This is a genomic window from Rhodanobacter sp. KK11 (assembly GCF_033345435.1).
GTDB lineage: Bacteria > Pseudomonadota > Gammaproteobacteria > Xanthomonadales > Rhodanobacteraceae > Rhodanobacter.
Map to the genome: position 1 here is coordinate 222,394 of NZ_JAWPMI010000004.1, position 23,197 is coordinate 245,590.

Annotated in this window: 27 protein-coding genes; 13 read left to right on the plus strand and 14 right to left on the minus strand. The window is 68.7% G+C overall.

Annotated features, from left to right (window positions below; genetic code table 11):
* Positions 1-13 precede the first annotated feature (13 nt).
* From R5H19_RS11545 to R5H19_RS11555, 3 genes are all read right to left on the minus strand, one after another.
* Entirely contained in the window at positions 14-1,519 is a 1,506-nt protein-coding gene (locus R5H19_RS11545; RefSeq protein ID WP_318159151.1) for a peptidase S10, read from the minus strand.
* A gap of 82 nt (positions 1,520-1,601) precedes the next feature.
* Complete coding sequence (locus R5H19_RS11550) at positions 1,602-2,228, minus strand: NADPH-dependent FMN reductase (RefSeq protein ID WP_318159152.1); 627 nt, start codon at positions 2,226-2,228, stop codon at positions 1,602-1,604.
* A gap of 30 nt (positions 2,229-2,258) precedes the next feature.
* Positions 2,259-2,855, minus strand: a complete 597-nt coding sequence (locus tag R5H19_RS11555; RefSeq protein WP_318159153.1) for a LysE family transporter — start codon at positions 2,853-2,855, stop codon at positions 2,259-2,261.
* 92 nt (positions 2,856-2,947) lie between these two features.
* On the opposite strand from R5H19_RS11555, the gene R5H19_RS11560 reads away from it, so the two are divergent.
* Entirely contained in the window at positions 2,948-3,844 is an 897-nt protein-coding gene (locus R5H19_RS11560) for a LysR substrate-binding domain-containing protein (RefSeq protein ID WP_318159154.1), read from the plus strand.
* Here the strand turns inward: R5H19_RS11560 and trxC are convergent, their stop codons facing one another.
* Positions 3,845-4,288, minus strand: a complete 444-nt coding sequence (gene trxC, locus R5H19_RS11565) for a thioredoxin TrxC (RefSeq protein WP_318159155.1) — start codon at positions 4,286-4,288, stop codon at positions 3,845-3,847.
* Positions 4,289-4,369: 81 nt separating this feature from the next.
* On the opposite strand from trxC, the gene R5H19_RS11570 reads away from it, so the two are divergent.
* Complete coding sequence (locus R5H19_RS11570) at positions 4,370-4,846, plus strand: hypothetical protein (RefSeq protein ID WP_318159156.1); 477 nt, start codon at positions 4,370-4,372, stop codon at positions 4,844-4,846.
* 13 nt (positions 4,847-4,859) lie between these two features.
* On the opposite strand, the gene msrB is transcribed toward R5H19_RS11570, so the two are convergent.
* Positions 4,860-5,462 (minus strand): peptide-methionine (R)-S-oxide reductase MsrB, encoded by a 603-nt coding sequence (gene msrB, locus R5H19_RS11575; RefSeq protein ID WP_318159157.1) that lies wholly within the window; start codon positions 5,460-5,462, stop codon positions 4,860-4,862.
* Positions 5,463-5,495: 33 nt separating this feature from the next.
* Positions 5,496-7,217, minus strand: a complete 1,722-nt coding sequence (locus tag R5H19_RS11580; RefSeq protein ID WP_318159158.1) for a cytochrome c biogenesis protein DipZ — start codon at positions 7,215-7,217, stop codon at positions 5,496-5,498.
* A gap of 205 nt (positions 7,218-7,422) precedes the next feature.
* On the opposite strand from R5H19_RS11580, the gene R5H19_RS11585 reads away from it, so the two are divergent.
* On the plus strand, positions 7,423-8,010 hold the full coding sequence (locus tag R5H19_RS11585; RefSeq protein ID WP_318159159.1) for a sigma-70 family RNA polymerase sigma factor: 588 nt from the start codon (positions 7,423-7,425) through the stop codon (positions 8,008-8,010).
* Between the two features lie 4 nt (positions 8,011-8,014).
* Positions 8,015-8,668, plus strand: a complete 654-nt coding sequence (locus tag R5H19_RS11590) for an NrsF family protein (protein ID WP_318159531.1) — start codon at positions 8,015-8,017, stop codon at positions 8,666-8,668.
* Between the two features lie 108 nt (positions 8,669-8,776).
* Here the strand turns inward: R5H19_RS11590 and R5H19_RS11595 are convergent, their stop codons facing one another.
* The gene (locus R5H19_RS11595; RefSeq protein ID WP_318159160.1) at positions 8,777-9,259 is read right to left on the minus strand and encodes a YajQ family cyclic di-GMP-binding protein; all 483 of its coding nucleotides are present in this window, start codon (positions 9,257-9,259) and stop codon (positions 8,777-8,779) included.
* 89 nt (positions 9,260-9,348) lie between these two features.
* Between R5H19_RS11595 and R5H19_RS11600 the strand changes: the two genes are divergently transcribed.
* Entirely contained in the window at positions 9,349-10,527 is a 1,179-nt protein-coding gene (locus R5H19_RS11600) for an NAD(P)/FAD-dependent oxidoreductase (protein ID WP_318159161.1), read from the plus strand.
* A gap of 81 nt (positions 10,528-10,608) precedes the next feature.
* Positions 10,609-11,493, plus strand: a complete 885-nt coding sequence (locus tag R5H19_RS11605) for an NAD(P)-dependent oxidoreductase (protein WP_343230726.1) — start codon at positions 10,609-10,611, stop codon at positions 11,491-11,493.
* A gap of 13 nt (positions 11,494-11,506) precedes the next feature.
* On the opposite strand, the gene R5H19_RS11610 is transcribed toward R5H19_RS11605, so the two are convergent.
* Positions 11,507-12,385: a PhzF family phenazine biosynthesis protein gene (locus R5H19_RS11610; protein ID WP_318159163.1), complete on the minus strand. Its 879-nt coding sequence runs from the start codon at positions 12,383-12,385 to the stop codon at positions 11,507-11,509.
* Positions 12,386-12,562: 177 nt separating this feature from the next.
* On the opposite strand from R5H19_RS11610, the gene R5H19_RS11615 reads away from it, so the two are divergent.
* The 4 genes from R5H19_RS11615 (at position 12,563) to R5H19_RS11630 (ending at position 15,283) form a co-directional block, all read left to right on the plus strand.
* Entirely contained in the window at positions 12,563-13,171 is a 609-nt protein-coding gene (locus R5H19_RS11615) for a rhomboid family intramembrane serine protease (protein ID WP_318159164.1), read from the plus strand.
* A gap of 89 nt (positions 13,172-13,260) precedes the next feature.
* Positions 13,261-13,599: a hypothetical protein gene (locus tag R5H19_RS11620; RefSeq protein ID WP_318159165.1), complete on the plus strand. Its 339-nt coding sequence runs from the start codon at positions 13,261-13,263 to the stop codon at positions 13,597-13,599.
* Positions 13,600-13,759: 160 nt separating this feature from the next.
* The gene (locus R5H19_RS11625; protein WP_318159166.1) at positions 13,760-14,167 is read left to right on the plus strand and encodes a hypothetical protein; all 408 of its coding nucleotides are present in this window, start codon (positions 13,760-13,762) and stop codon (positions 14,165-14,167) included.
* Positions 14,168-14,245: 78 nt separating this feature from the next.
* Positions 14,246-15,283 (plus strand): aminopeptidase, encoded by a 1,038-nt coding sequence (locus R5H19_RS11630; protein ID WP_318159167.1) that lies wholly within the window; start codon positions 14,246-14,248, stop codon positions 15,281-15,283.
* A 14-nt stretch (positions 15,284-15,297) separates the two neighbouring features.
* Here the strand turns inward: R5H19_RS11630 and R5H19_RS11635 are convergent, their stop codons facing one another.
* Complete coding sequence (locus tag R5H19_RS11635; protein ID WP_318159168.1) at positions 15,298-16,104, minus strand: cytochrome c; 807 nt, start codon at positions 16,102-16,104, stop codon at positions 15,298-15,300.
* A 337-nt stretch (positions 16,105-16,441) separates the two neighbouring features.
* Here R5H19_RS11635 and pncB point away from each other — a divergent pair, with 337 nt between their 5' ends.
* Positions 16,442-17,626 carry a nicotinate phosphoribosyltransferase gene (pncB, locus tag R5H19_RS11640; protein ID WP_318159169.1) on the plus strand — a complete coding sequence of 395 codons (1,185 nt, stop codon included), beginning with the start codon at positions 16,442-16,444 and terminating at the stop codon, positions 17,624-17,626.
* A 128-nt stretch (positions 17,627-17,754) separates the two neighbouring features.
* Here pncB and R5H19_RS11645 read toward each other — a convergent pair whose 3' ends face one another.
* The 3 genes from R5H19_RS11645 to R5H19_RS11655 form a co-directional block, all read right to left on the minus strand.
* On the minus strand, positions 17,755-18,555 hold the full coding sequence (locus R5H19_RS11645) for a MetQ/NlpA family ABC transporter substrate-binding protein (RefSeq protein ID WP_318159170.1): 801 nt from the start codon (positions 18,553-18,555) through the stop codon (positions 17,755-17,757).
* 65 nt (positions 18,556-18,620) lie between these two features.
* Positions 18,621-19,298 carry a methionine ABC transporter permease gene (locus tag R5H19_RS11650; protein ID WP_318159171.1) on the minus strand — a complete coding sequence of 226 codons (678 nt, stop codon included), beginning with the start codon at positions 19,296-19,298 and terminating at the stop codon, positions 18,621-18,623.
* Complete coding sequence (locus R5H19_RS11655) at positions 19,295-20,305, minus strand: methionine ABC transporter ATP-binding protein (RefSeq protein ID WP_318159172.1); 1,011 nt, start codon at positions 20,303-20,305, stop codon at positions 19,295-19,297. Before R5H19_RS11655 ends, R5H19_RS11650 begins: the two co-directional genes overlap by 4 nt.
* 99 nt (positions 20,306-20,404) lie before the next feature.
* On the opposite strand from R5H19_RS11655, the gene R5H19_RS11660 reads away from it, so the two are divergent.
* Positions 20,405-20,890 (plus strand): glutathione peroxidase, encoded by a 486-nt coding sequence (locus tag R5H19_RS11660; protein WP_318159173.1) that lies wholly within the window; start codon positions 20,405-20,407, stop codon positions 20,888-20,890.
* A gap of 148 nt (positions 20,891-21,038) precedes the next feature.
* Positions 21,039-21,521 (plus strand): peptidylprolyl isomerase, encoded by a 483-nt coding sequence (locus R5H19_RS11665; protein ID WP_318159174.1) that lies wholly within the window; start codon positions 21,039-21,041, stop codon positions 21,519-21,521.
* A gap of 72 nt (positions 21,522-21,593) precedes the next feature.
* Here R5H19_RS11665 and R5H19_RS11670 read toward each other — a convergent pair whose 3' ends face one another.
* Positions 21,594-22,691 carry a phospholipase A gene (locus tag R5H19_RS11670; protein WP_318159175.1) on the minus strand — a complete coding sequence of 366 codons (1,098 nt, stop codon included), beginning with the start codon at positions 22,689-22,691 and terminating at the stop codon, positions 21,594-21,596.
* Positions 22,692-22,807: 116 nt separating this feature from the next.
* Positions 22,808-23,182: a hypothetical protein gene (locus R5H19_RS11675; protein WP_318159176.1), complete on the minus strand. Its 375-nt coding sequence runs from the start codon at positions 23,180-23,182 to the stop codon at positions 22,808-22,810.
* Positions 23,183-23,197 lie beyond the last annotated feature (15 nt).

The window sequence follows — 23,197 nt, forward strand, 5'->3', positions numbered from 1 at the left end:
GCAGGCCAGCGGATCATTTCACGCCGTACAGTGCCTTCACGTCGGCGGTCAATGCGGCCTGGCTGTCCGCCCGCGCGTAGAACATGTGACCGCCGGGATAGTTCTTCACCTGCACCCGGGTCGGGTCGCCCATCGCCGGCATCTGGTCGACGATCAGTACCGAGGCCATGAACGGGCAGGACAGGTCGTCCCAGCCGTGAGCGATCAGCACGCGCAGGCCCGGGTCGTTGGCGACCGCCTCGCGCAGCTGCGACACCGAACCCTTGTCGGCGTCCTCGTCCTCGTGCCACAGCTTGTTCACCTCGTAGCTGAGCGCGTTGTAGCGGGCGTCGACCTTCCAGCCCACGACGCGGGTGACGAAGTCGACCATCGCCGTGGTGGTGGGTGCGATGATGCCGTTGAGGATAGGGTCGCCGGTCTGCTGGTGCGGCGCATACGGGAACGGGTCCCAGGCGGTGACGTTGGAGTCGTAGCGGCTGCCCAGCTTGCCCTCGGCGCGGTACACCTCGCGCAGGTAGGCCTGGGTCTCGATGCGGCCGCCGGAGCGCTTGACGAACAACGGGTCAAGCCCGGTCAGCTCGGTGACCTTCTTCACCACGCGGTCGGTGGCGTGCGGGTTGGAGCGGCCGCGCATCAGGTCGCTGGCGTATTCGCCGCGGGTGTACTCGATGATCGGCGCCATCGCCTCGGCGCTGAGCTTGTGCTCGCGCTCCAGGTGCGCGGCGGCGATCGAGGGCAGGGTGAGCATCCACGGCAGCGGCGATACGTTCTCGTCGTGGTACGCCGCCGGGTCGAGGTAGGGCGACAGCAGCACCACGCCCTTCATCGCCACGCCGAGGCGGGTCTGCAGGTACTCGGTGATGCGCGGGCCACGGAAGCCGCCGTAGCTCTCGCCGACCAGGTACTTGCGCGAGCCCATGCGGCCGTTCTTGACCAGCCAGTCGTAGACGATGCGCGACAGGTACTTGATGTCGCTGTCGGTGCTGTAGAACTGCCGGGTCGCCTCCTTGTCGTCGACCAGCGCGCGGCTGTAGCCGGTGCCCACCGGGTCGATGAACACCAGGTCGGTGAAGCCCAGCCAGGTGCCGGGGTTGTCGTGCAGCGTGGCCGGGTCGGACGGGCTGTCGCCCTCGACGCCGAAGCTCACCTTCTTCGGCCCGATCGCGCCGAGGTTCAGGTACACCGACGAGGCGCCCGGACCGCCGTTCAGCGCGAACGTCACCGGCCGATCCTTGCCAGGCATGGTGTAGGCGGTGAACACCACTTCGGCGGTGGTCTTGCCCTTGTCGTCGCGCACCGGCAGCGAGCCGACGGTGACGGTGTACTTGAGCGTGCGGCCATCCACCGTGGTCGATTGCGTCACGTGCGCATCGGCCGGCAGCGGCGGCAACTGGAAGCCGTCGCTGCTGCTCCCCTCTGCTGCCGCCGGTTTGTGGCCGTCGGCGGCGAAGGCTGGGGCGAGGCCGGCGCCGGCCAGCACGAAGGCGGCCAGCAGGGCGGAAAGCAGGGACTTGTGCACGGCGTTTCCTCGCGGGCGAAAGCGGCAAGCTTAACCGGCGGCACGGCGGCCGGGGGGTGCGTAAAGGCATGGGTGATGGCGGTCAGCGCCGTGCCGCCACGGCGGGCACCGGCATACGCAGCGGCGGGGCCAGGCGTTCCATCCAGCGCTCGAACGCCAGCGTGAAGCTCTGCAGCGACTGTACGGTGGCCAGGTCGGTCAGTGCGCTGTCGGCGTCGAAGCGGCTGGCCGCGTTTGCCACGAACAGGGTCGGCGCCGGCATCACCAGGGCGCCGCAGGCATGCAGCACCTGGCGCAGCGAGGCCTGCGCCAGGCGCGTACCCCACGGACCGCTGCTGGCGCCAAGCACACCGACGGGCTTCTCCGACAACACTTCGCCGGCGGGGCTTTCGCGCGAGAGCCAGTCCAGCGCGTTCTTCAGCACGCCGGGCATGGCGTGGTTGTACTCGGGCGTGGCGATGATCAGGCCGTCCGCGGCGGCGATCGCCGCGCGCAGTGCCTGCACGCTGGCGGGGCCGGCCGGTTCGCGCCGTTCCAGGTCCTCGTCGAACAGCGGTACGGCGGACAGCGCGTTGTAGACGTCCAGCTGCAGTGTCGCCGGCGCCTGGACCACGGCCGCCTGCAGCAGGCGGCGGTTCCAGGAATCGCGGCGCAGGCTGCCGGCAAGGCACAGCACGCGGCGGACGGGAGTCGTGTGGAAGGTGGTCATTCTCGGTATCTCCGGTGAGCAAAGAGTGAGTCAGGGTTCGATCAGCAGCAGGAAGGCACAGGCGACCAGCAGGGCGCCCATCACGATGTCGACGCCGTGGCGGACCGTGGGACGCACCAGCCAGCGCGCCAGCCATGCACCCAGTGCGGCCCACAGCAGCAGGCACAGGGCGGGGATCAGCACGAACAGTCCGGCCAGCGGCAGGTAGTCGCGCAGGCCGGCGGCCGGCACCGCCGCCAGCACGGTCAGCACGATCACCCAGCTTTTCGGGTTGAGGAACTGGAAGCCGATCAGGCCCAGGATGCCGGCCGGCAAGGCCGCCGACGTCGCGACGGCGTGCCGTGGCGCGATGCCGGCCACGCACAGCGACACGCCGAGCCAGATCAGGTACAGGGCGCCCATCGCGCCGGTCCAGCGCCGCAGTGGCGGGTGCGTGGCGAACGCCGCACCTGCACCCAGCGCCATCACCGCGAGCAGCAACAGACCGCCGCACACGATGCCGATGACCGCCGGCAGCGCGCCGCGCAGGCCGGCCTGCCCTGCCGCGCGCAGGACCACCAGGTTGTTCGGGCCGGGTGTGATCGCGGCCACGCAGAGCAGGCCGCACGCGGCGAGCAACGGATCCATGGCATGTCCTTCATCGTGAATGGTCGGATGAAGTGCATGTTCAAGCCGATGGCTGGTCTGTGTCGAACGGCTTATGGTCTAGAATTCCGACCATGAACGAGCTGCCGCTGAATGCCTTGCGTGCCTTTGCCATGGTCTACGCCCACGGCGGCGTGCGCGCCGCGGCGCGCGAGCTGGGCATGGCGCATTCTTCGGTAAGCCGGCACCTGGGCGAACTGGACCGGTGGCTGGGCGTGCCGCTGCTGCGCACGGCGGCGGGTCGCGGCGCGCTGGTTTTCACGCCGCAGGGCGAGGCGCTGGGTCGCGCCACGTTGTCTGGCCTGCGCGAGATCGAACAGGCGGTGGCGGCGTTGCGCGAGACCCGCCCGGCGCACGCGGTGACCTTGTCCGCCTCGCCGTCGTTTGCGATCCGCTGGCTGCTGCCGCGACTGCCTGCGCTGGAAAAGGCGCATCCGAAGATCGAACTGTCGGTGCAGGTGGAGCAGCGCCTCGACGCGCTGGACGACGGCCGCATCGACCTGGCGATCCGCATGGGCAAGGGGCCGTGGCCTGCGCTGCATGCCGAACCGCTGATGGACGACGCGCTGTATCCGGTGATGAGCCCGGCGCTGTGGCAGGCGTCCGGACGTCCGTCGAAACCGGCCCAGCTGGCTGGCCTGCGCTTGCTGCACGATCGCGACCCGCAGGCGGCATGGGAGTTGTGGCGGCAGGCACACGGGCCGGCCAGGCTTTCGCTGCAGGGTGGCGCGCGCTACACCTCGTCCGACCTGGTGCTGCGCGCGGCGATGCAGGGCCAGGGCGTGGCGCTGGCACGGCACCGGCTGGCCGCGGACGACGTGGCGAACGGCAGTTTGCTGCGTCCGTTCGGCGAGCTCGACGTGCCGCTGGGACCGTCGTACTGGATCGTGCGGCCGCCGGCGAAGCCGCGTGCGGCGGTGGCCGCGGTGATCGACTGGCTGCGCTGGCAGGCGGCCGGCGGTACCCGCTGATCAGCCGCGCGCCAGCGCTCCCTCGACGAACTGCGAGAGCTGCGCCGCGTTCAACGCACCGGATTGCCGCGCGACCTCGCGGCCCTGCCTGAACAGGATCAGGGTGGGAATGCTGCGGATGTTGAAGCGCCCGGCCAGTTGCGGCTGCGCCTCGGTGTCCAGCTTGGCCAGTCGCAGGCGCGGTTCGAACTTGCCGGCGGCCTGCACGAACACCGGCGCGAAGCCGACGCACGGCCCGCACCACGGCGCCCAGAAATCCACCAGCACCGGCAGGTCGCCGCGGCCGGCGATCGCGTCGAAGTTCGCCGCGGTCAGTTCCACCGGACGTCCCTCGAACAACGCCTGTTTGCAGCGGCCACAGTTCGGGTGCTCGCCTGCGCGTTCGGCCGGTACGCGGTTCAGCGCGCCGCAATGCGGGCAGGGGATGGCCAGCGGTGTACTCATGGCAGACTCCGGTCACGGACGGCGCAGGCGCCAACGCTGGCTAGATGGCGGCGCCCGTTTCCGAAACCAAGCCGAGCCGACATGCTGCGACACCCCGTCTTATCCGTTTCACGCTGGCCGCGGCGAAGCCTGCTCGTGCTTGGCATGCTGTGGACGCTGCCGAACAGCGCGCTCGGCCTGCTGGTCGGCGCGGTCGGCCTGGCCTTCGGTGCGCGCCTGCGCTGGCAGCCGCGCGAGCTGGCGCTGGTGGTGCGGTGCTGGCCGTGGGGGCGCGGCGGGGCGCTGACCCTGGGCAACGTGATCGTGCACACTGGCGAGCGTTTGGACGTGCCGTGCCTCACCTACGCGCATCGCGCCGGTCGTGGCATCGAGCCGCCGGTGTCGCTGGCCGACCACGAACGTGCGCATGTCTACCAGTACATGCTGCTGGGTCCGCTGTTCCTGCCGCTGTATCTGTTGTGCGGCGGCATCAGCGTGCGCAACCCGTTCGAGCGCGCGGCCGACCGCTACGCGCGCTCGGGGCGTGGCTGGTGGCCGTGGTGGCGGGAAGGCCGATAGGCCGCTTCGGCGATCAGGCTGCCGCGCGCGCCACGAAGCGCAGTGCCACCGAGTTCATGCAGTAGCGCAGGCCGGTCGGCCGCGGGCCGTCGTCGAAGACGTGGCCGAGGTGGCTGTCGCAGCCGGCGCAGGAGACGGCGGTGCGCACCCAGCCGAAGCTGTGGTCGCTGCGTTCGATCACGTTGGTCTTCGCGATCGGCTGCCAGAAGCTGGGCCAACCGGTGCCGGAATCGAACTCGGTGGCCGCGTCGTACAGCGCGGTGGCGCAGGCCGCGCAGCGGAACAGGCCGGGTCTGGCGGGCTTTTCGTGATCACCGCTGAAGGCCGGCTCGGTGCCGTCGCGGCGCATGATTTCGTACGCCGCCCACGACAGCCGCCGGCGCCATTGCGCGTCGCTCAGCACCAGCTTCGCCACCTTGCGCGCGCCGAGGTCGTGGCCGGCGTCGTCGAAGATTTCCAGCAATACCTCGCCGGGCGTGCCGACTGGCGTATTCGCCGCCGCGTGCAGGCGCGGCAGCAGCAGTCCGCCGCCGACGGCGAGCAGCGCACCACCGCCAAGGGCGGCACGCAGGAAGCGGCGGCGGTCCATCGCGAGGGTTTCATCGATGCGGGACATGACAGCCTCCGTGGAGATGCATGCAGCAATCAATCAACCGAACGTGAACGCATACGCCTGCACGCCCGGATCCAGGAACTCGATCTCGAACAGCCGCTCGCCGCTGCCATGGGCCTGGCGTACCAGCTGGTACAGGCGTTGGCTGGTGACCGTGCCGTTGCCGCCCGCGTCGGTGTCCATGCCGTGATCGGCGCCGGGCGGCTTGCCGTCGATGCTGACGCGGTAGCGGATCGGCTTGCCGTCAGCGGCGGGGCCGAGCACCAGGTGCAGGTCGCGGCCGCGGAAGCGATAGACGATGCGGCCGCCGGCCTGCGCCAGCTGAGCGTTTTCGTCGTGCACGGTCCAGCGCCCGTCGAGTGACCACTGGTTCACGGCGAGCGAGGCGGGTGCGCGGTAATCACGCGCGTCGTCGCGCGCCACCCGGCCGCCGACGAAGTTCATCGCGCGCGCGTAGCCGACGTAGGTTTCCGGCGAACGGGTGGGGTCCTCCGACGCGGCCGCCTCGACGCCGCGGTGGTCGTCGCTGACGTAGCCGCCGGGCAGGTTCTTCTGGCCGGCGTCGGCCAGCAGCCGGCGGATCACGTCTTCGCTTTGCCGGTATTCGCCTTCGCCGAAGTGGTGGTGGCGGATCTGTCCCTGCGCGTCGATGAAGTAGTGCGCCGGCCAGTATTGGTTGTCGAAGCCTTGCCAGATCGCGTAATCGTTGTCCAGCGCGACCGGGTAGTCGACGCCCAGGTCCTTCACGGCTTTGATCACGTTGGCCGGATCCTTCTCGAAGGCGAACTCCGGCGCATGCACGCCGATCACCACCAGACCGTGGTCCTTGTACTTGTCGGCCCAGCCGCGCACGTACGGCAGCGCGCGGATGCAGTTGATGCAGGAGTAGGTCCAGAAATCGACCAGCACCACCTTGCCGCGCAGCGACTCGGTGGTCAGCGGCGGGCTGTTCAGCCATTGCGTGGCGCCGGCCAGCGACGGGAAGCTGCCTTCCACCGGCAGCGGCTCGCCAGCCTTCGGTGCCGGCCGTGGCGCCGGTGCCGGGCGCACGGCGTTGATCAGCTTCTGTTCGATGCCGCTGGTGCTGGCCAGCGAAACGCGGGTGAGCAGGCCGGTATCCAGGCCCAGCGCGATCGCGGCCACGCCGCACAGCACCAGCGCGCCGAGCGCGCGACGCACCCATTCGCCGGCGCCGAGCGAACGCTTCATCAGGGCGAACACCTTGCCGCCGATCAGCAGCGCCAGGCCCAGCGAGGTGGCCGCGCCGGCGGCATAGGTGAGCAGCAGCAAGGTGGTCTGCACGCTGGCGCCGTTCAGCGCCGCGCCGGTCAGCAGCAGGCCCAGGATCGGCCCCGCGCACGGTGCCCACAGCAATCCGGTGGCGACGCCGAGACCGGCCGCGCCCCAGATCGAGTCACCGTCGCCGGCCGAGCGCTGCGACAGCCGGTTGCCCAGCGCCACGAACGGGCGGGTGATCCATTCGGCCAGGCGGGTCGACAGCAGGGTCAGGCCCAGGAAGGCCAGCACCGCCATCGCCACCCAGCGGCCGTACTGGTTCGCGTGCACCGCCCAGCCGCCGCCCAGCGCCGCCAGCGTGGCGACTGCGGCGAAGGTGATCGCCATGCCCAGCAGCATCGGGAAACCGTTGCGCATGAACGGCCGGTCGGAGCGGGCGAACACGAACGGCAGCACCGGCAGGATGCACGGGCTGAGGATGGTCAGTACGCCGCCGAGGTAGGCAAGGATCAGCACGAGCATGGGGGGCATCCGTGGAAGGTTGTCTGGTTATTCGCCGTTGCGCCGGCGAGGGTTACACGCTGGCATGAAGTAACGTTGGCGCCGGCTGCGGCGAATACCTCACAGGCGTTCCGCCGTGGAGCGAAGCATGTCGCAAGCCTTGACCGCCACCGCCTGCATGGGTCTAGATAGTGGACTTTCCCTGCGGGCGAGTCTCGAGCAGACCATGCCAGCCGATGTCGCCACGGTGAACGACAGCGAATCGCCCGACCGGCGCCGGGCGGCGTGGATGGCGGCTGCGCAGGCCGGTGACCGGCGTGCCTACGAGAAGCTGCTGGCCGATTCGGTGGCGCTGATCCGCGCCGCGGCGCGGCGCCAGGGCGTCGCGCCGGATGGCCTGGACGACGTGGTGCAGGAAACCCTGATCACCGTGCATCGGGTGCGTCACACCTACGACCCGACCCGTTCGTACGACGCGTGGCTGACTGCGATCGCCAGCCGCCGCGCGATCGATGCGCTGCGCAGCCGCGGTCGGCGCGACAGCCGCGAACTGCACGACGATTTCGCGCTCGACCAGCATCCGGACAGCAGCGACGCCAGCGCGGCGGCCGAAGGCGAGCAGCGCGCGCAGCGCCTGCACGAGGCGATCGCCGACCTGCCGCCGGGCCAGCGCGAGGCGGTGGAGCAGCTGGGCCTGCGCGAACGTTCGCTCAGCGAGGCGGCCGAGCTGACCGGGCGCAACACTGGCGCGCTGAAAGTGAACCTGCATCGTGCGCTGAAGGCACTGCGCGAACGTTTCCATGGAGAACCCTGACGTGATGGCCGACCCGCAATCCCATGAGGCACTGATCGGCCGCCTTGGCACCGCGCTGGTGCCGGTGCGGCGGCTGCCGCCGCCATGGCTGCGCACCGCCGGCTGGCTGCTGCTGGTGGCGGCGCTGGCGGCCGGGTTGCTGATGCATTACGGCGCGGACCCGATGCTGCGGCGCTGGGCCGCCACGCCGGACCTGGCCTGGGCCGGCATCGGCGCGGCGGTCACCGCGATCAGCGCGGCGTGGGCCGCGTTCGCGCTGGGCGTGCCGGGGCGGCGTGCGGCATGGGCGTGGCTGCCGCTGCCCGGGGCCTTGCTGTGGATCGGCGCCAGCGGCCTCGGCTGCCTGCGCACCTGGATCGCACCGGGCACCGAACTCGCCGGAGTGCATCAGAGCGCCGACTGCCTGCTCTTCATCATCGGCTTCTCGGTGCCGCTGTCCGCGCTGTTGATCGTGCTGCTGCGCCGTGCCTGCCCGCTGCGGCCGGTACTCACCGCGGTGCTGATCGGGCTGGCCAGCGCGGCGGCTTCGGCCAGCCTGCTGGAGATCTGCCACGCGTTCGACTCCGCTGCCACCGACCTGCTGACCCATGCGCTGGCGGTAATCGTGGTGATGGCGGTCAATTCGGCGATGGGTGGGCGGCTGCTGTCAAAGGCTTGAGGCCGCGCGGCTGTTGTAGGGCGGGCACTGCCCGCCGGCTTCTGCTCTTGCCTTGCGCCGTCATGGAAGGCGGCGGGCCGTGCCCGCCCTACGGAGCGGTGCGGAAGCTCAGTCGCGGAAATTGTCGAACTGCAGCGGCAGTTCCACGTCGGCCTTGCGCAGCACCGCCATCGCCAGCTGCAGGTCGTCGCGCTTCTTGCCGCTGACGCGCAGCTTGTCGCCGTTGATCTGCGCCTCGACCTTGAGCTTGGCCGCCTTCAGCTCGGCCACCAGTTTCTTCGCGACCGGCTGCTCGATGCCCTGCTTCACGGTGATCTTCTGCCGCGAGCCGCCCAGGTTGGTTTCCGGGTCGCCGACGTCGAGCGCGCGGATGTCGATCTTCCGCGCGGTCAGCCGGCCGCGCAGGATGTCCAGCATCTGCTGCAGCTGGAATTCGCTGGGCGCGCTCTGGGTGATCACGCCATCGTCCAGCACGTACTTCGCGTCCACGCCCTTGAAGTCGAAGCGCGTGGTCAGCTCGCGGTTGGCCTGGTCGATCGCATTGGTCAGTTCGTGCTTGTCGACTTCGGAGATCACGTCAAAGGAAGGCATGGCGGCGGCTCGCTGGAAACAGGGCCGAAGTGTAAGCCATGCGGCTGGGCGATAATGCGCGACCCGTGGCGGCGCGAGGATGCCGGTTCGTGAAAGTGGACGTGTTGATCATCGGCGCCGGCGCCGCGGGCCTGATGTGCGCGATCGCCGCGGGCCAGCGCGGTCGCCGCGTGCTGGTGGTCGATCACGCGAACAAGGTCGGCAAGAAGATCCTGATGTCCGGTGGCGGGCGCTGCAACTTCACCAACATGGGCGCCACGCCGGCGAACTACCTGTCGGCCAACCCGCATTTCGCCAAGTCCGCGCTGGCGCGCTACACGCCGTGGGATTTCATCGCGCTGGTGGAAAAACACCGCATCGCCTACCACGAGAAGGAACTGGGCCAGCTGTTCTGCGACGACTCGTCCAGGCAGATCGTGCGCATGCTGCTGGACGAATGCGCCGCCGCCGGCGCCACGGTGGAAGCGAACTGTGGCGTGCAGCGCGTGCGCAAGACGCCGGAAGGCTTCAGCGTGCTCACCGCGCGCGGCGAGGTGCACGCCGAATCGCTGGTGGTCGCCTCGGGCGGTTTGTCGATCCCCAGCATGGGCGCCAGCGGTTTCGGCTACGAACTGGCGCGCCAGTTCGGCCACGCCGTGCTGACCACGCGCGCCGGGCTGGTGCCGCTGACCTTGAGCGGCAAGCATCAGGAGCATTACGCGGACCTCGCCGGCGTGGCGCTGCCCGCGGTGGAGGCGTGCGTGGGCAAGCAGGGCTTCCGTGCCGGGCTGCTGTTCACCCACCGCGGCCTCAGCGGCCCGGCGATCCTGCAGATTTCCTCGTACTGGCAGCCCGGCGACGATCTGCGCATCGACCTGCTGCCGGACCGGGACGCCGGCGCGCATCTGGTCGAGCAGCGCGCGGCGCGGCCGCTGGCGGAATTGAAGACCGTGCTCGGCGACGTGCTGCCGAAACGCCTCGCGCAGCGTCTGTGCGAGCGGTGGCTGGAGAGCCGCCCGATGCGCCAGTACCGCGACGCCGACCTGAGCCAGATCGGTGCGCAACTCAACGCCTGGCCGATCATCGCCAGCGGCACCGAAGGCTATCGCACCGCCGAAGTCACCCTGGGCGGCGTCGACACCGACGGCCTGTCCTCCAGCACGATGCAGTCGAAGCTGGTGCCGGGGCTGTATTTCGTCGGCGAGGTGGTCGACGTCACCGGCTGGCTCGGCGGCTACAACTTCCAGTGGGCGTGGGCCTCGGGGCAGGCGGCAGGGCAGGCGGCATGAGCTGCCCGCGTGCTGGACTTCGCATGGATTGAATATCCCGCGTGCTTCACTGTGCGCCGGTTTCGACACGAGGACACCCGCATGAAAGTCGGATTCATCGGTCTCGGCGCGATGGGTAGCGCGATGGCCAGCAACCTGCTGGCGGCCGGCCACACGCTGACGGTGTGGAACCGCTCCGTCGCGGCCACCGAGCCGCTGGCCTCGCTGGGCGCCAGGGTAGCGAAGACGGCCGATCGCGCCGCGCAGGGCGAGGTGCTGTGCAGCATGCTGGCGAACGACCAGGCGGTACGCGAGGTGTTCCTCGACGGCGGCCTGCTCGACGCGATGGATCGCGGCACCGTGCACGTCAACCACGCCACGATCTCGGTGGCGTTGGCGCAGCAGTTGGCCGCGGAGCATGAGAAACGCGGACTGGAGTACGTCGCCGCGCCGGTGTTCGGCCGTCCGGACATGGCCGCCGCGGCGAGGCTGAATATCCTGGTGGCCGGCGGGTCGGCCGCGATCGAACGCGCGCGGCCGTTGCTGGAGGCGATGGGCAGCAGGGTATGGCCATTGGGCGATGCGCCGGAGCGCGCCAACGTGGCGAAGATCGCCGGCAACTTCATGCTGGCCAGCGCGATCGAAAGCATGGCCGAGGCGACGGCGCTGACGCGCGCCTACGGCGTCAGTGCCGCGGACTTTCTCGACGTGATGACGAACACCTTGTTTGCGTCACCCGCCTATCAGGGCTACGGCAAGCTGATCGCCGAGCAGCGCTTCAAGCCGGCCGGGTTCGCCTTGCCGCTGGGCTACAAGGATGTGGGGTTGGCGCTGGCCGCGGGAGACGCGCAGCGCGTGCCGCTGCCGTTCGCCGGCGTGCTGCGCGACGCCATGCTGGAGGCGCTGGCCGCCGGCGACGCGGAACTGGACTGGTCCGCGCTGGCGCTGGTCGCCGCGCGCCGGGCGCATCTGGACGAGCGCGAATAGCCGGCACGAGGCGTTACGGCGCCCACTGCAGCGTGCCGTCGATCACCGTATGGCTGCGCCCGCCGACCCAGATCGCGTCGTCGTCGATGTGCACGATCAGTTGCGCGTCGTGGCCGATCTCGCGCCCCTGGCTGACCTGGTAGCCGCGGGCCAGCGGGCCGTGCGGTTCGGCGTGGGCGATGTAGGCGGCGATCAGGCCGTTGGCGGCGCCGGAGGCAGGGTCCTCGACGATGCCCACGCCGGCCGGGAACGCGCGCACCACCAGCTGGTAGTCGGGGTGACGGCTGCGGGCGAACGCGCACAGGCCCATGCTGTCGCTGGCCTGCGCCAGCGCGGCGATCGCCGCATGGTCGGGTTGCCAGGCGCGCAGGCCGGCTTCGTCGGCCACCTCGGCCAACCACCAGCGGCGGCCGCCGTCGACCAGCGCCGGCGGCAGCACGCCTGGTTCGATGCCGGTCAGCGTGGCCGCCAGTCGCGGGTGGGCGTCGCGGCCGGTATCCAGCACGCGCTCGCCGGGCGACTGCAGCAGCAGTTCGCGCTGGGCGCCATGGCCCAGCACGCGGATCGGCAGCACGCCGGCGCCGCATTCCTGCCACAACAGGCCATCGCGCGGCTGGGCCAGGCCGCATTCGAGCGCGGCATGCGCACTGCCGATGCTGGGATGGCCGGCGAACGGAATCTCCTTGTGCGGAGTGAAGATGCGTACGCGATAGCTGGCCCGCGGATCGGTCGGCGGCAGCAGGAAGGTGGTTTCGACCAGCGCGGTCCAGCGCGCGAAGCGCTGCATCGCCTCGCTGTTCCAGCCGCCGGCGCCGATGACCACGCCGAGGTGGTTGCCGCCGCCCAAGGTGGCGGCAAAGACGTCCAGATGCAGGTAGCGAAGCGGGGTCATGGTATGCGCCGGGCGACCGGATGGCCGCGTAAAACGGCGAATGATAGCTGCCCGCCGCGGGTACGGGCAGTGATTTCCCGGCATGTGACGCGACGGCAGGGGCATGCGCGCGGAAGTCGACAAGCCGCGGCGGCGGCGCCAAGATGTGCGCTTTTGCTGCCGGACGCGGAACCGCCCATGCCGATCACCCTGGTCATCATCGCCATCACCTGCATCGTTTCGTTCATGGCGTTCAAGAACAGCCGCCTGCTGAACGACCTGATCCTGTGGCCGCCGGCGATCGCCCGCCAGCGCGAATACCACCGGCTGGTGACCTACGGCCTGGTGCACGCGGACTTCGGCCACCTGCTGTTCAACATGATCACGCTGTTCTTCTTCGGCCGCGTGATGGAGAACTTCTTCGCCTCGCGCATGGGGCCGTTCGGCTTCGCGCTGTTCTATATCGGCGGCCTGGTGGTCTCGATCCTGCCGACCTACCTGAAGAACCGCGGCAACCCGGACTACCGCAGCCTCGGCGCCTCGGGCGCGGTGTCGGCGGTGCTGTTCGCCTTCATCCTGCTGGCGCCGTGGTCGCTCATCATCGTGCTGGTGATCCCGATGCCGGCGATCGTCTACGCCGTGCTGTATACCGGCTACTCGATCTACATGGACCGGCGCGGGCAGGGCAACGTCAATCACAGCGCGCACCTGTGGGGTGCGGCCTACGGCGTGGTCTTCACTTTGCTGGTGGAGCCGCGGGTGCTGCCGCATTTCCTCGACGCGCTGATGCAGCCCAGCTTCCGGTGATGGGCACCTCCTGCGCTGCGTAATGCCTGCCGCGGCCCGGGCGCGCATACTGGCTGCGGTTCCATTGTCCACCGCAGGAGAACGAACGCATGGCCATGACCCGCAAGTCGGCTGCGAGGAAATCCGCGGCAAAGAAAGCCGCCGCCAGCAAGGCGCCTGCCACGAAAACGGCCGCACAGCAGTCCGCCCCGCGCAAGACGGCGGTGGCGAAGGCCTCCGCGAAGAAGGCGGCGGCGAAGAAGGCAGCCGCGAAGAAAGTGGCCACGAAGACGACGGCGAAGAAGGCCGTGGCCAGCCCCGCCACCCGGGTCGCCGCGAAGAAACACGACTTGCACCAGCGTCCGCCGGAGTCGACGCCGGTCCGTCGCATCAGCCAGGAAGACGCCGTGGCGAAGATCCAGGCCTTGCTGGCCAAGCGGGGCGGGTAAGGCCGGCCCGGCGCCGGCGGCCGGTTCCGCGGCGGCGAAAGCGGTCGGGCGGCGATACATGGCTGGCGGGTAAACATGCTGGAGCCGTGTGCCGAAACTCAGTGCGCGTTCAAGTGTGGCGGCCTAACGTGACGTTGCCACTCCCACCTGGGGACGGATCATGAAACGCCTGTTGGCCAGTGTTGTCCTGATCGTCGCAGCCGCGACGCTGTCGGGCTGCTATTACGATCCGGGCTACAGCTATGTGCGAGGTTCCGCCTACGGCGGCGATGCCTACTATGGCGATGGCGGCAACGCCTACTACGTGGCGCCGAGCTACTACGGCGGTTATTACGACGGCTACTACGGCTGCTGCTACGCACCCGGCGTGAGCGTGGGCGTCAGCAGCGTGTGGTACGGCGGTTCGCGCTATCGGCATGACGGCTATCGCGATCATCGCGACTACCGCAGTCACGCCGGCCAGTGGCGGGGCCATGGCGATGGCCGCAGCGACTATCGCGGCGGCGGTCGCGACGGCAACCGGCAGCGGCGAGGCTCCTACAGCGGCGATCACGATCGCCGCGACTGAGGCTTGAGGCACAATCGGGGGATGCCCGGATTCGTGCCGCCACGCCCCCGTATTGCAAGGCTCATCGTCATCGCGTCGATGGGCCTTCTGCTGTGTGCCTGCGGCAGCCTGCGCTACTACGCGCAGGCGGCGCGCGGGCAGGGCGCGCTGATCGTGCAGCGGCGAGCGGTGAGCAAGCTGGTGCGCGATCCGTCCACCGACCTGCAACTCGCCGCGCGCCTTCGCCAGGCGCAGCAGGCGCGCCGGTTCGCCTCGCAGCGACTGGCCCTGCCGGACAACCGCAGCTACACCGGCTATGTCGCGCTGGATCGCCCCTACGTGGTGTGGAACGTGTTCGCCGCGCCGCGCTATTCGGTGCAGGCGGTGCCGCAGTGCTTCCCGATCGCCGGCTGCGTGGCTTACCGCGGCTGGTTCAGCGAGGCGGCGGCGAAGAAGTACGCGGCACGGTTGCACGAACGCGGCGACGACGTGTGGGTCGGTGGTGTGCCGGCGTATTCCACCCTGGGCTGGTTCGCCGATCCGATCCTGTCGAGCATGCTGCGCTGGGACGACGACGAACTGGACGGCACCATCTTCCACGAGCTGGCGCACCAGCTGCTCTACGTGAAGGGTGACACCGCGTTCAACGAATCTTTCGCGACCTTCGTGCAGAACGAGGGCCTGCGCGAATGGCGCCGGTCGCGCGGCCTGCCGCCGCCGGACGAGCGGGCGCGGGCGATGGACGAGGGCTTCACCCATCTGGTGCTGGACCTGCGCGCGCGCCTGGCGGCCGTGTACGCCAGCGGCGCGGACGCGGCGGCGATGGAGGCCGGCAAGCAACGCGAGATCGCGGCATTTCGCGCCCGCTACGCGCAGTGGCGCGAGCGCGACTGGCCGGACGACCACCGCTACGACGCCTGGGTCGCGCAGCCGATCAACAATGCGCGGCTGCTGCCGTTCGGCCTGTACGAGCGCTGGACGCCGGCGTTCGCCGCGCTGTTCCGCCAGGCCGAGGGGCAGTGGCCGGCGTTCTACGCCGGCGTGCGCGAACTGGCGCGCGAACCGAAGGCGCAGCGCGAACAGGCGCTGCAGGCGTTGTGCGATGCGCAGCAGGCAGAGGCGGCGGCCGGGCCGTGAGCGACGCAGTCGCCTCAGCCGCCGCGCTTGCGCCCAGCCATGTGACGCAGATAGGCCAGCACGGCGTCGAGGTCGGCGTCGGGCAGCGCTTGCGTGTCGAACCCCGGCATCTTCGCCTGCGGCCATTGCCGCAGCGACTGCGGATTGCGGATGAAGGCGCGCAGCAGGTCGGCGCGCAGGTATTCGGTGGGGTTGTGCGGAATGTTCAGGTCCGGACCGAGCCTGGCGTCGCCCTGGCCGTTGAGCGTGTGGCAGGCGAAACAGGTGCGCTGGAATGCCGCGAAGCCGCGCTGCACGTCGCTGTCCGCCGGCAGCGAGGCATCGGGCAGGATCGCCGGAAAGCGTTCGGTCACACCACTCGACTTTCGGATGCTTGCCAGCTGGTACGGCCATTGTTCCGGACCGACGTGCGCGGCCTGCGGCTGCGTCCACACCACGTAGAACGGCCCGGCGTTGCCGTGCCCGGGCACGGCGGGCCACGGCTGCGCCGGGTCCTCGATCGCCAGCCAGGCTGTGCTGCCCTGCGTGTTCAGCAGCAGGGCGGCGGGGATCTCGGCGGCAAAGCCGTCGCCGGCGACGAACTGCAGATGATCGCCGGGACCGGTGCCTTCGAGCAGCGCGGCCAGCGGCACGGCGCGGTAGTGCATCGTGCGGTGGAAGGCGACGTCGCCGGGCACGCTGATCGTGCGCACGTCGCGGCGCTGGAGCAGGACTTCGCTGCGGTAGGTGACGACGCCGTGGCCGAGATCCACCTTCAACTCGGCGGCCATTGCGGGCAGGGTCAGGCACAGCGCGAACAGGTACGCGGCGAACAGCTTCATGGTCGATCCCGCTTGAGGAGCGAGGAAATTGTAGACGTCGGATATACGCATCGTCGCGTGCTGCGTTTGCGGCGCAAGCCTGTCGGCAAGCTGAACAAAGGCCGGCATGCACGTTGAACTCACCTGCTGGCAGCCACACTAAGCAGGCGTATCGCCGTGATGGCGACAGGAAGTGGCGCAATGCATCGCGTCACTGAGGGGCCGGCATTTCCTCCCCTGGATGCCGCCTGACAAACCCCGTCGGTCCTCCCCTGGCCGATGGGGTTTCTTTTTGGGCGGAACAAGCCGCGCGGTTCGCGTGGATAATGGCCGGCACCGCCCCGCTCCCCGCCCACCGATGATCATCGACTCGCTGCTCGACACCGACCTGTACAAGTTCTCGATGATGCAGGTGGTGCTGCATCAGTATCCGGCCGCCCAGGTCGAGTACCGTTTCAAGTGCCGCACGCCGGGCATCGACCTGGTGCCGTACATCGACGAGATCCGTACCGAGCTGAAGGCCTTGTGCCAGCTGCGCTTCGCGCCGGACGAGCTCGACTACCTGCGCACGTGGCGCTTCATCAAGAGCGATTTCGTCGATTTCCTGGGGCTGTTCCAGCTCAACGAGAAGTACGTGGCGATCGCGCCGGCCGCGGCGGCCAACGGCGAGATCGAGATCCGCATCCGCGGGCCGTGGCTGCACACCATCCTGTTCGAGGTACCGTTGCTGGCGATCGTCAACGAGGTGTACTTCCGCCACACCAGCAGCGGCCTCGATCTTGCCGAGGGGCATCGGCGGTTGCAGGCGAAGATCGAATTGTTGCGCGACACGCCGGACTACGCCGGTTGCAGGATCGCCGACTACGGCACGCGCCGGCGCTATTCGCGGGTGTGGCAGGAAAAAGTGGTGACCCTGTTGCGCGAGGGGTTGGGCGAGCAGCTGGCCGGCACCAGCAACGTGTGGTTGGCGCGCAAGCTCAACCTGACCCCGCTGGGCACGCTGGCACACGAATACCTGCAGGCGCACCAGGCGCTGGGCCCGCGCCTGCGCGACTCGCAGGTGGCGGCACTGGAAGCATGGGCGAAGGAGTATCGCGGCGATCTCGGCATCGCGCTGTCGGACGTCTATGGGCTGGACGCGTTTCTGCGCGACTTCGACATGTACTTCTGCAAGCTGTTCGACGGCACCCGCCACGACTCCGGCGACCCGTTCGCCTGGGGCGAGAAGGTGCTGGCGCACTACCGCGCGAACCGCGTCGATCCGCGCAGCAAGGTGCTGGTGTTCAGCGACGGGCTGGACATCCCCAAAGTGATGCAGCTGTACGCGCACTTCCGTGGCCGCTGCCAGCTTGCCTTCGGCGTGGGCACCAACCTCACCAACGACGTGGGCCCCGCGCCGCTCAACATCGTGATCAAGATGATTCGCTGCAACGGCCAGCCGGTGGCCAAGCTCAGCGACTCGCCGGGCAAGAACATGTGCGAGGACGAGGCTTACGTGGCGTATCTGCGGCAGGTGTTCCAGATTCCCGCGACGCAGGGGTAAACGCTTTGCTCCTCCCCCTGCTTGCAGGGGGAGGTTGGGAGGGGGTAGCCCCGGCTGGCGGGAAACAGCAAGTCAAAAGCGAACCCCTCCCCGGCCCTCCCCTGCGTTGCAGGGGAGGGAGCACGGAGTCAGAACGCGGGCAGCACGGCGCCGTGGTACTTCTGCTCGATGAATGCCTTGATCTGCGGGCTGGTCAGTGCCCTGGCCAGTTTCTGCACGCGCGGATCGTTCTGGTTGTCGGGGCGGCCGACCAGGTAGTTCACGTAGGGCGAGTCCTTGCTCTCGATCAGCAGCGCGTCCTTGGTGGGGTTAAGCCCCGCGGCCAGCGCGTAGTTGGTGTTGATCAGCGCCAGGTCGACCTCGTCCAGCGTGCGCGGCAGCATCGCCGCTTCCAGCTCGCGGAACTTCAGGTGTTTCGGATTCGCGGTGATGTCCTTCAACGTGGCCATCTCGTCGGTCGGATCCTTCAGCGTGATCAGGCCGTGTTTCGCCAGCAGCAGCAGCGCGCGGCTGTTGTTGCTGGGATCGTTGGGAAGCGTCACGCTGGCGCCATCGGGCAGCTGGTCGATGCTCTTGTATTTGTGCGAGTACGCACCGAACGGTTCGATGTGCACGCCGGTGATGATGGTGAGCCGGGTGCCGCGTTCGCGGTTGAACGCATCCAGATAAGGTTTGGTCTGGAAATAATTCAGGTCGATGTTCTTCTCGGCTACCTGGGTATTCGGTTGCACGTAGTCGGCGAACACCTTGATTTGCAAGTCCACGCCTTCCTGCGCCAGCAGCGGCTTCGCCTGCTTGAGGATTTCCGCGTGCGGTACGGCGGTGGCGGCCACGGTGAGGACATGGTCGTCCGGCTTGCCGGAACCGGAGCAACCGGCCAGCAACAGCAGGGAAAAGATGGCGGCGATGGCGGGCAGTTGCAGTTTCATGGTGGCGGAGTCTTGTGCGGTGCACAAGAATAGCCGTCCATACCGCCAGATGCAAAGACGTCCGTTCAGCGCCGGCCGTAGTGAGCCACGATACGGTCGCCGATCATCTGCAGCAGCTGCACCAGCACGATCAGCAGCACCACGGTGACCAGCATGTAGTCGGACTTGTAGCTGAGGTAGCCGTAGCGGTAGGCCAGGTCGCCGAGGCCGCCGGAGCCGATGGCGCCGCCCATCGCGGTATAGCCGACCAGGGCGATCGCGGTGACCGTGATGCCGGCGAACAGGCCACCGCGCGCCTCCGGCAGGAGTACGTGGCGCACGATCTGCCACAGGCTGGCGCCCATCGCCTGGCTGGCCTCGATCACGCCTTGCTGCACCTCGCGCAGCGCGGTCTCCACCAGCCGCGCGAAGAACGGCGCGGCGCCGATCACCAGCGGCGGGATCGCGCCGCGGATGCCCAGCTTGGTGCCGACCAGGGCGTAGGTGACCGGCATCAGCACGATCATCAGGATGATGAACGGCACCGAGCGCAGGATGTTCACCAGCAGCGAGGTCACCGCGTAGAGCTTCGGCATCGGCCGCAGCTGGCCCTTGGCGGTGAGATACAGCAGCACGCCCAGCGGCAGGCCGATCAGCACGGTGAGCGCCAGCGAGCCGCCCAGCATCAGCAGGGTGTCGATGCAGGCGCGGCCGATTTCGCCCCAGTCGTCGATGTTCGGAAAGAGTTCCTGCAGCGGGTTCATCGGTGCAACTCCTCGATCTCGATGCCGGCCGTGCGCAGCGCGGCGAGCGCGGCGTCCACCCGTTCGCCCTGCATCGCCAGGGTGAGCTGGCCGTAGGGCAGGTCCTTGATGCGGTCGATGCGGCCGGCGAGGATGTTGAACTCGACTCCGGTCTCGCGCGCGACGCGGCCCAGCGCCGGCGTCAGCGTGGCGTCGCCGCGGAAACTCAGGCGCAGGATGCGTCCGGGCACCTTGGCGAACGGCGCCAGTTCGCTGGCCGCTTCTTCCGGCAGCGCCTCGTTGACGAAGCGCTTCGTGGTGGGATGCTGCGGGTGCAGGAACACGTCGGCGACCGCGCCGCGCTCGACGATCGTGCCGGCGTCGAGCACCGCCACGCGATCGCACACCCGGCGCACCACGTCCATTTCGTGGGTGATCAGCACGATGGTGAGTTGCAGCTCGCGGTTGATCTCGGCGAGCAGCTCCAGCACCGAGGCGGTGGTCTGCGGGTCGAGCGCACTGGTGGCCTCGTCGCACAGCAGGATGGACGGCCGGTTGGCCAGTGCGCGGGCGATGCCGACGCGCTGCTTCTGGCCGCCGGACAACTGCGACGGGTACTTGTCGGCATGCGCGGTCAGCTCCACCCGCGCCAGCAGCTCGTCGACGCGTGCGCGCAATGCACCGGCATCGCGCTCGCCGGCCAGTCGCAGCGGAAACGCGACGTTGTCGGCCACCGTCTGCGAGGCGAGCAGGTTGAAGTGCTGGAAGATCATGCCGATCCGGCGTCGCTGTGCGCGCAATGCCGGTTCGGCCAGCGCGGTCATCTCGGTGTCGCCCACGAAGATGCGCCCGCCACTGGGTCGCTCGAGCAGGTTGATCAGCCGTATGAGCGTCGATTTGCCGGCGCCGGACAGACCGATGATGCCGAACACCTCGCCATCGGCGATCTCGAGGTTGAACGGCTGCAGCGCGGGAATGTCCCTGCCGTCGACGCGGTAGGACTTGTGGACATCGACGAAGCGGATCACGACGGAACCTGGCTTGCGGGTGGTGGGCCATTCTATGCCACGGGCATCACGGTCGATGGCGTATGCTGCCGGATTGATCCATCAATACGGAGTCCGTCCATGTCCAGCGTCTACGATTTCACCGTTCGCGATATCGATGGCAACCCGCGCTCGCTCGCCGAATGGCGCGGCAAGACGCTGTTGATCGTCAATGTTGCCTCCAAGTGCGGCTTCACCCCGCAGTACCGCGGGCTGGAGACGCTGTGGCAGGACCAGCGCGACCTGGGCCTGGTGGTGCTCGGCTTTCCATGCGACCAGTTCGGCCACCAGGAACCTGGCGACGAGGCCGAGATCAAGACGTTCTGCAGCACCCAGTACGACGTGACCTTTCCGATGTTCGCCAAGATCGAGGTGAACGGCGAGCATGCCGATCCGCTGTACAAGTGGCTGAAGAGCGAAGGCAAGGGCATCCTCGGCAGCGAGTCGATCAAGTGGAACTTCACCAAGTTCCTGGTCGATGCGGACGGCCAGGTAGTGAAGCGCTACGCCTCCACCGACACGCCGGAGAAGATCGGCAAGGAGACGCGGGCCCGGCTGGCCGGCTGATCGGGTTCCCCGCGAGTTCCGCGCCAGTTCGCCGGCGCCGACGCTGGCGCATTCCCGCAGCCTGCAGGCGGTTCTTCGCGGTTCTGGTAACCTGCGCGGTTCGTGTCGGCACCTGGCCGGCGGACTTGAACCTATTCGCGAGAACCTCATGCAGATTGCCCAGAACGCCGTTGCCGCCTTCCACTACACGCTGACCGACGACGACGGCCAGGTCATCGACAGCTCCGAGGGTCGCGAGCCGCTGACCTACCTGCATGGCAGCGGCCATATCGTGCCGGGCCTGGAAAGACAGATGGAAGGCCGCGCGGTCGGCGACAAGTTCACCGCCGACGTGGCGCCCGAAGAGGGCTACGGCGTGCGCCATGACGAGCTGATGCAGGAAGTGCCGCGCGCGGCGTTCCAGGGCGTCGAGGACATCCAGCCCGGCATGCAGTTCCAGGGCCACGGTCCGGAAGGCCAGATCAACGTCACCGTGACCAAGGTCGAGAATGACGTGGTCTTCATCGACGCCAACCACCCGCTGGCCGGCAAGACCCTGCATTTCGCCATCGAGGTGACCGACGTGCGTGGCGCCACCGCCGAAGAGCTGGCGCACGGCCACGTGCACGGCGCCGGCGGCCACCACCACTGATTGCCGGCGCGGCCCCAGGCCGCCCTGCTGATGCGACGAAGGCCCGGCGCTCGCACCGGGCCTTCGTCGCTATCAATACCAGTCGAGCAGCGACACGCCCAGGCCCAGGTAGGTGGCGTTGTGGTTGTAGTCGATCAGGCTTTCGCCGTAGCCCTTGAACACTTCCATGTAGCCGCGCAGGTTGCCGGCCATCGGGAAGCTCCAGCTGAAGCGTGCGGCGCCGTGGCTGCGGCTGCCGCCGCGCAGGGAATGGCGCAGCTGCATGCCGAATTCCTGGCCGTGCCATTCGTGCACGATCTGCATTTCGCCACGCCCCATGTAGTCGCTGATGTCGGGGTTGTTGTCGTCGCTGCGTGCTTCCGGCACGCGCCACCACGGGCGCAGCATCACGGTCCAGCCATCGCGCTCGAAACCGACGTTGGCGATCACCCGGTTCCAGCTGCGCGACAGTGGGTTGCTGCGGCCGTTGGACTGGTGGTTGAAGCCGATGCCGAGCATCCGCCCGTCCCAGCCCAGTACCCGATAGTGGGTGCTGAACATCAGCATCGCCTCGGGTTCGTAGTTGGTCTCGCGGAACGGGCGTGACAGCTGCGCGTTGTAGACCTGCCAGCGCGAGGACTGGGTGTAGCCCACCCACAGGTCACCGGCGTCGCCGAACACGCCCTGCCACAGCTTGGCCTTCAGGCTGAGCTGGAACTTCATCTCGGCGTTGTCCAGCTGCTCCCCCGGCGCCGGCACGGTGTTGTCCGGATTCGGGCTGTGCGGCCGGCTGTTCTGGTTGCTGGTGGCGAACACCGGCAACACGTACACCGGCTTGTAGCCGCGGATGTTGTAGGTGCCGAGCTTGCTTTCCGGCGACAGTTCCCAGCGGCTGTCGAGCAGCGACAGCGGCGTGGCCACTTCGCTGTTGGACTCCACGCTGGCACTGGACGTCTTCTGGCGGTCGCGGCTGAAGATGTCCGGCGTCGTGGTGGTCGCGTCCACCCGCTTCTGTGCGATCGGCAGGTTGACCCGGCCGGTCGCATGGTCGTAGCAGGCCAGCCGCTGGGCATCGCTTTCGATCGCGGTGCAGGCGCGGATGTCGGTGGGGTCCGGGTTCTGCGCATGCGCGACGGTGGCCAGGGCGCCGGCGGACAAGGCCAGAAGAGCGGCCGCGGTCGATCGCTTCATGGAGGAAAGTTCCTGGCAGGGCAGCGGCCCAGTCTAGCGGAGCGGCCATGGGCAGCGATGACCGGCACATGAAAACGCCGGCCGCGCATGCAGCCGGCGTCCGCTTTTGCACGGGTCTACTTGTTCGCGATCCAGCGCTCGTACTCGCTTTTGCTGATGCGGCCGTCGCGGTTGTGGTCGGCGTAGAGGAAGTCATTGGCGAGCAGCGGGTAGACCGCAGCCTGTTCCTCGCTGATGTATTTCCCGCCGCCGGACAGCTGCTCGAAGGCGGGCGGCGTGGTGACCGGCGGGGGCGGCGGCATGCTCGAGCGCACGACCAGCTCGCCGGCGGGCGTATTCATGGTGACGGCGTCGGGCTGGCCGGCCGGCGACGGCGTCGCCGTCGCGGTCGAGGACGGCGGCGAAGGCACGTCCTGTGCGAGCAGGCTGCCGGCGAACAGCAGCGAGCCGGCGGCGAGGGTGGTCAGCAGTGGCTTGCGGGATTTCATCATCGGTGCTCCATGTCA

Bases quoted from the DNA above. Each gene is read 5' to 3' on its own strand.
- R5H19_RS11550 (WP_318159152.1), bottom strand. From the start codon at position 2,228: ATGACCACCTTCCACACGACTCCCGTCCGCCGCGTGCTGTGCCTTGCC.
- R5H19_RS11555 (WP_318159153.1), bottom strand. From the start codon at position 2,855: ATGGATCCGTTGCTCGCCGCGTGCGGCCTGCTCTGCGTGGCCGCGATC.
- R5H19_RS11560 (WP_318159154.1), top strand. From the start codon at position 2,948: ATGAACGAGCTGCCGCTGAATGCCTTGCGTGCCTTTGCCATGGTCTAC.
- trxC (WP_318159155.1), bottom strand. From the start codon at position 4,288: ATGAGTACACCGCTGGCCATCCCCTGCCCGCATTGCGGCGCGCTGAAC.
- R5H19_RS11570 (WP_318159156.1), top strand. From the start codon at position 4,370: ATGCTGCGACACCCCGTCTTATCCGTTTCACGCTGGCCGCGGCGAAGC.
- msrB (WP_318159157.1), bottom strand. From the start codon at position 5,462: ATGTCCCGCATCGATGAAACCCTCGCGATGGACCGCCGCCGCTTCCTG.
- R5H19_RS11580 (WP_318159158.1), bottom strand. From the start codon at position 7,217: ATGCTCGTGCTGATCCTTGCCTACCTCGGCGGCGTACTGACCATCCTC.
- R5H19_RS11585 (WP_318159159.1), top strand. From the start codon at position 7,423: ATGCCAGCCGATGTCGCCACGGTGAACGACAGCGAATCGCCCGACCGG.
- R5H19_RS11590 (WP_318159531.1), top strand. From the start codon at position 8,015: ATGGCCGACCCGCAATCCCATGAGGCACTGATCGGCCGCCTTGGCACC.
- R5H19_RS11595 (WP_318159160.1), bottom strand. From the start codon at position 9,259: ATGCCTTCCTTTGACGTGATCTCCGAAGTCGACAAGCACGAACTGACC.
- R5H19_RS11605 (WP_343230726.1), top strand. From the start codon at position 10,609: ATGAAAGTCGGATTCATCGGTCTCGGCGCGATGGGTAGCGCGATGGCC.
- R5H19_RS11610 (WP_318159163.1), bottom strand. From the start codon at position 12,385: ATGACCCCGCTTCGCTACCTGCATCTGGACGTCTTTGCCGCCACCTTG.
- R5H19_RS11615 (WP_318159164.1), top strand. From the start codon at position 12,563: ATGCCGATCACCCTGGTCATCATCGCCATCACCTGCATCGTTTCGTTC.
- R5H19_RS11620 (WP_318159165.1), top strand. From the start codon at position 13,261: ATGGCCATGACCCGCAAGTCGGCTGCGAGGAAATCCGCGGCAAAGAAA.
- R5H19_RS11625 (WP_318159166.1), top strand. From the start codon at position 13,760: ATGAAACGCCTGTTGGCCAGTGTTGTCCTGATCGTCGCAGCCGCGACG.
- R5H19_RS11630 (WP_318159167.1), top strand. From the start codon at position 14,246: ATGGGCCTTCTGCTGTGTGCCTGCGGCAGCCTGCGCTACTACGCGCAG.
- R5H19_RS11635 (WP_318159168.1), bottom strand. From the start codon at position 16,104: ATGAAGCTGTTCGCCGCGTACCTGTTCGCGCTGTGCCTGACCCTGCCC.
- pncB (WP_318159169.1), top strand. From the start codon at position 16,442: ATGATCATCGACTCGCTGCTCGACACCGACCTGTACAAGTTCTCGATG.
- R5H19_RS11645 (WP_318159170.1), bottom strand. From the start codon at position 18,555: ATGAAACTGCAACTGCCCGCCATCGCCGCCATCTTTTCCCTGCTGTTG.
- R5H19_RS11650 (WP_318159171.1), bottom strand. From the start codon at position 19,298: ATGAACCCGCTGCAGGAACTCTTTCCGAACATCGACGACTGGGGCGAA.
- R5H19_RS11660 (WP_318159173.1), top strand. From the start codon at position 20,405: ATGTCCAGCGTCTACGATTTCACCGTTCGCGATATCGATGGCAACCCG.
- R5H19_RS11665 (WP_318159174.1), top strand. From the start codon at position 21,039: ATGCAGATTGCCCAGAACGCCGTTGCCGCCTTCCACTACACGCTGACC.
- R5H19_RS11670 (WP_318159175.1), bottom strand. From the start codon at position 22,691: ATGAAGCGATCGACCGCGGCCGCTCTTCTGGCCTTGTCCGCCGGCGCC.
- R5H19_RS11675 (WP_318159176.1), bottom strand. From the start codon at position 23,182: ATGATGAAATCCCGCAAGCCACTGCTGACCACCCTCGCCGCCGGCTCG.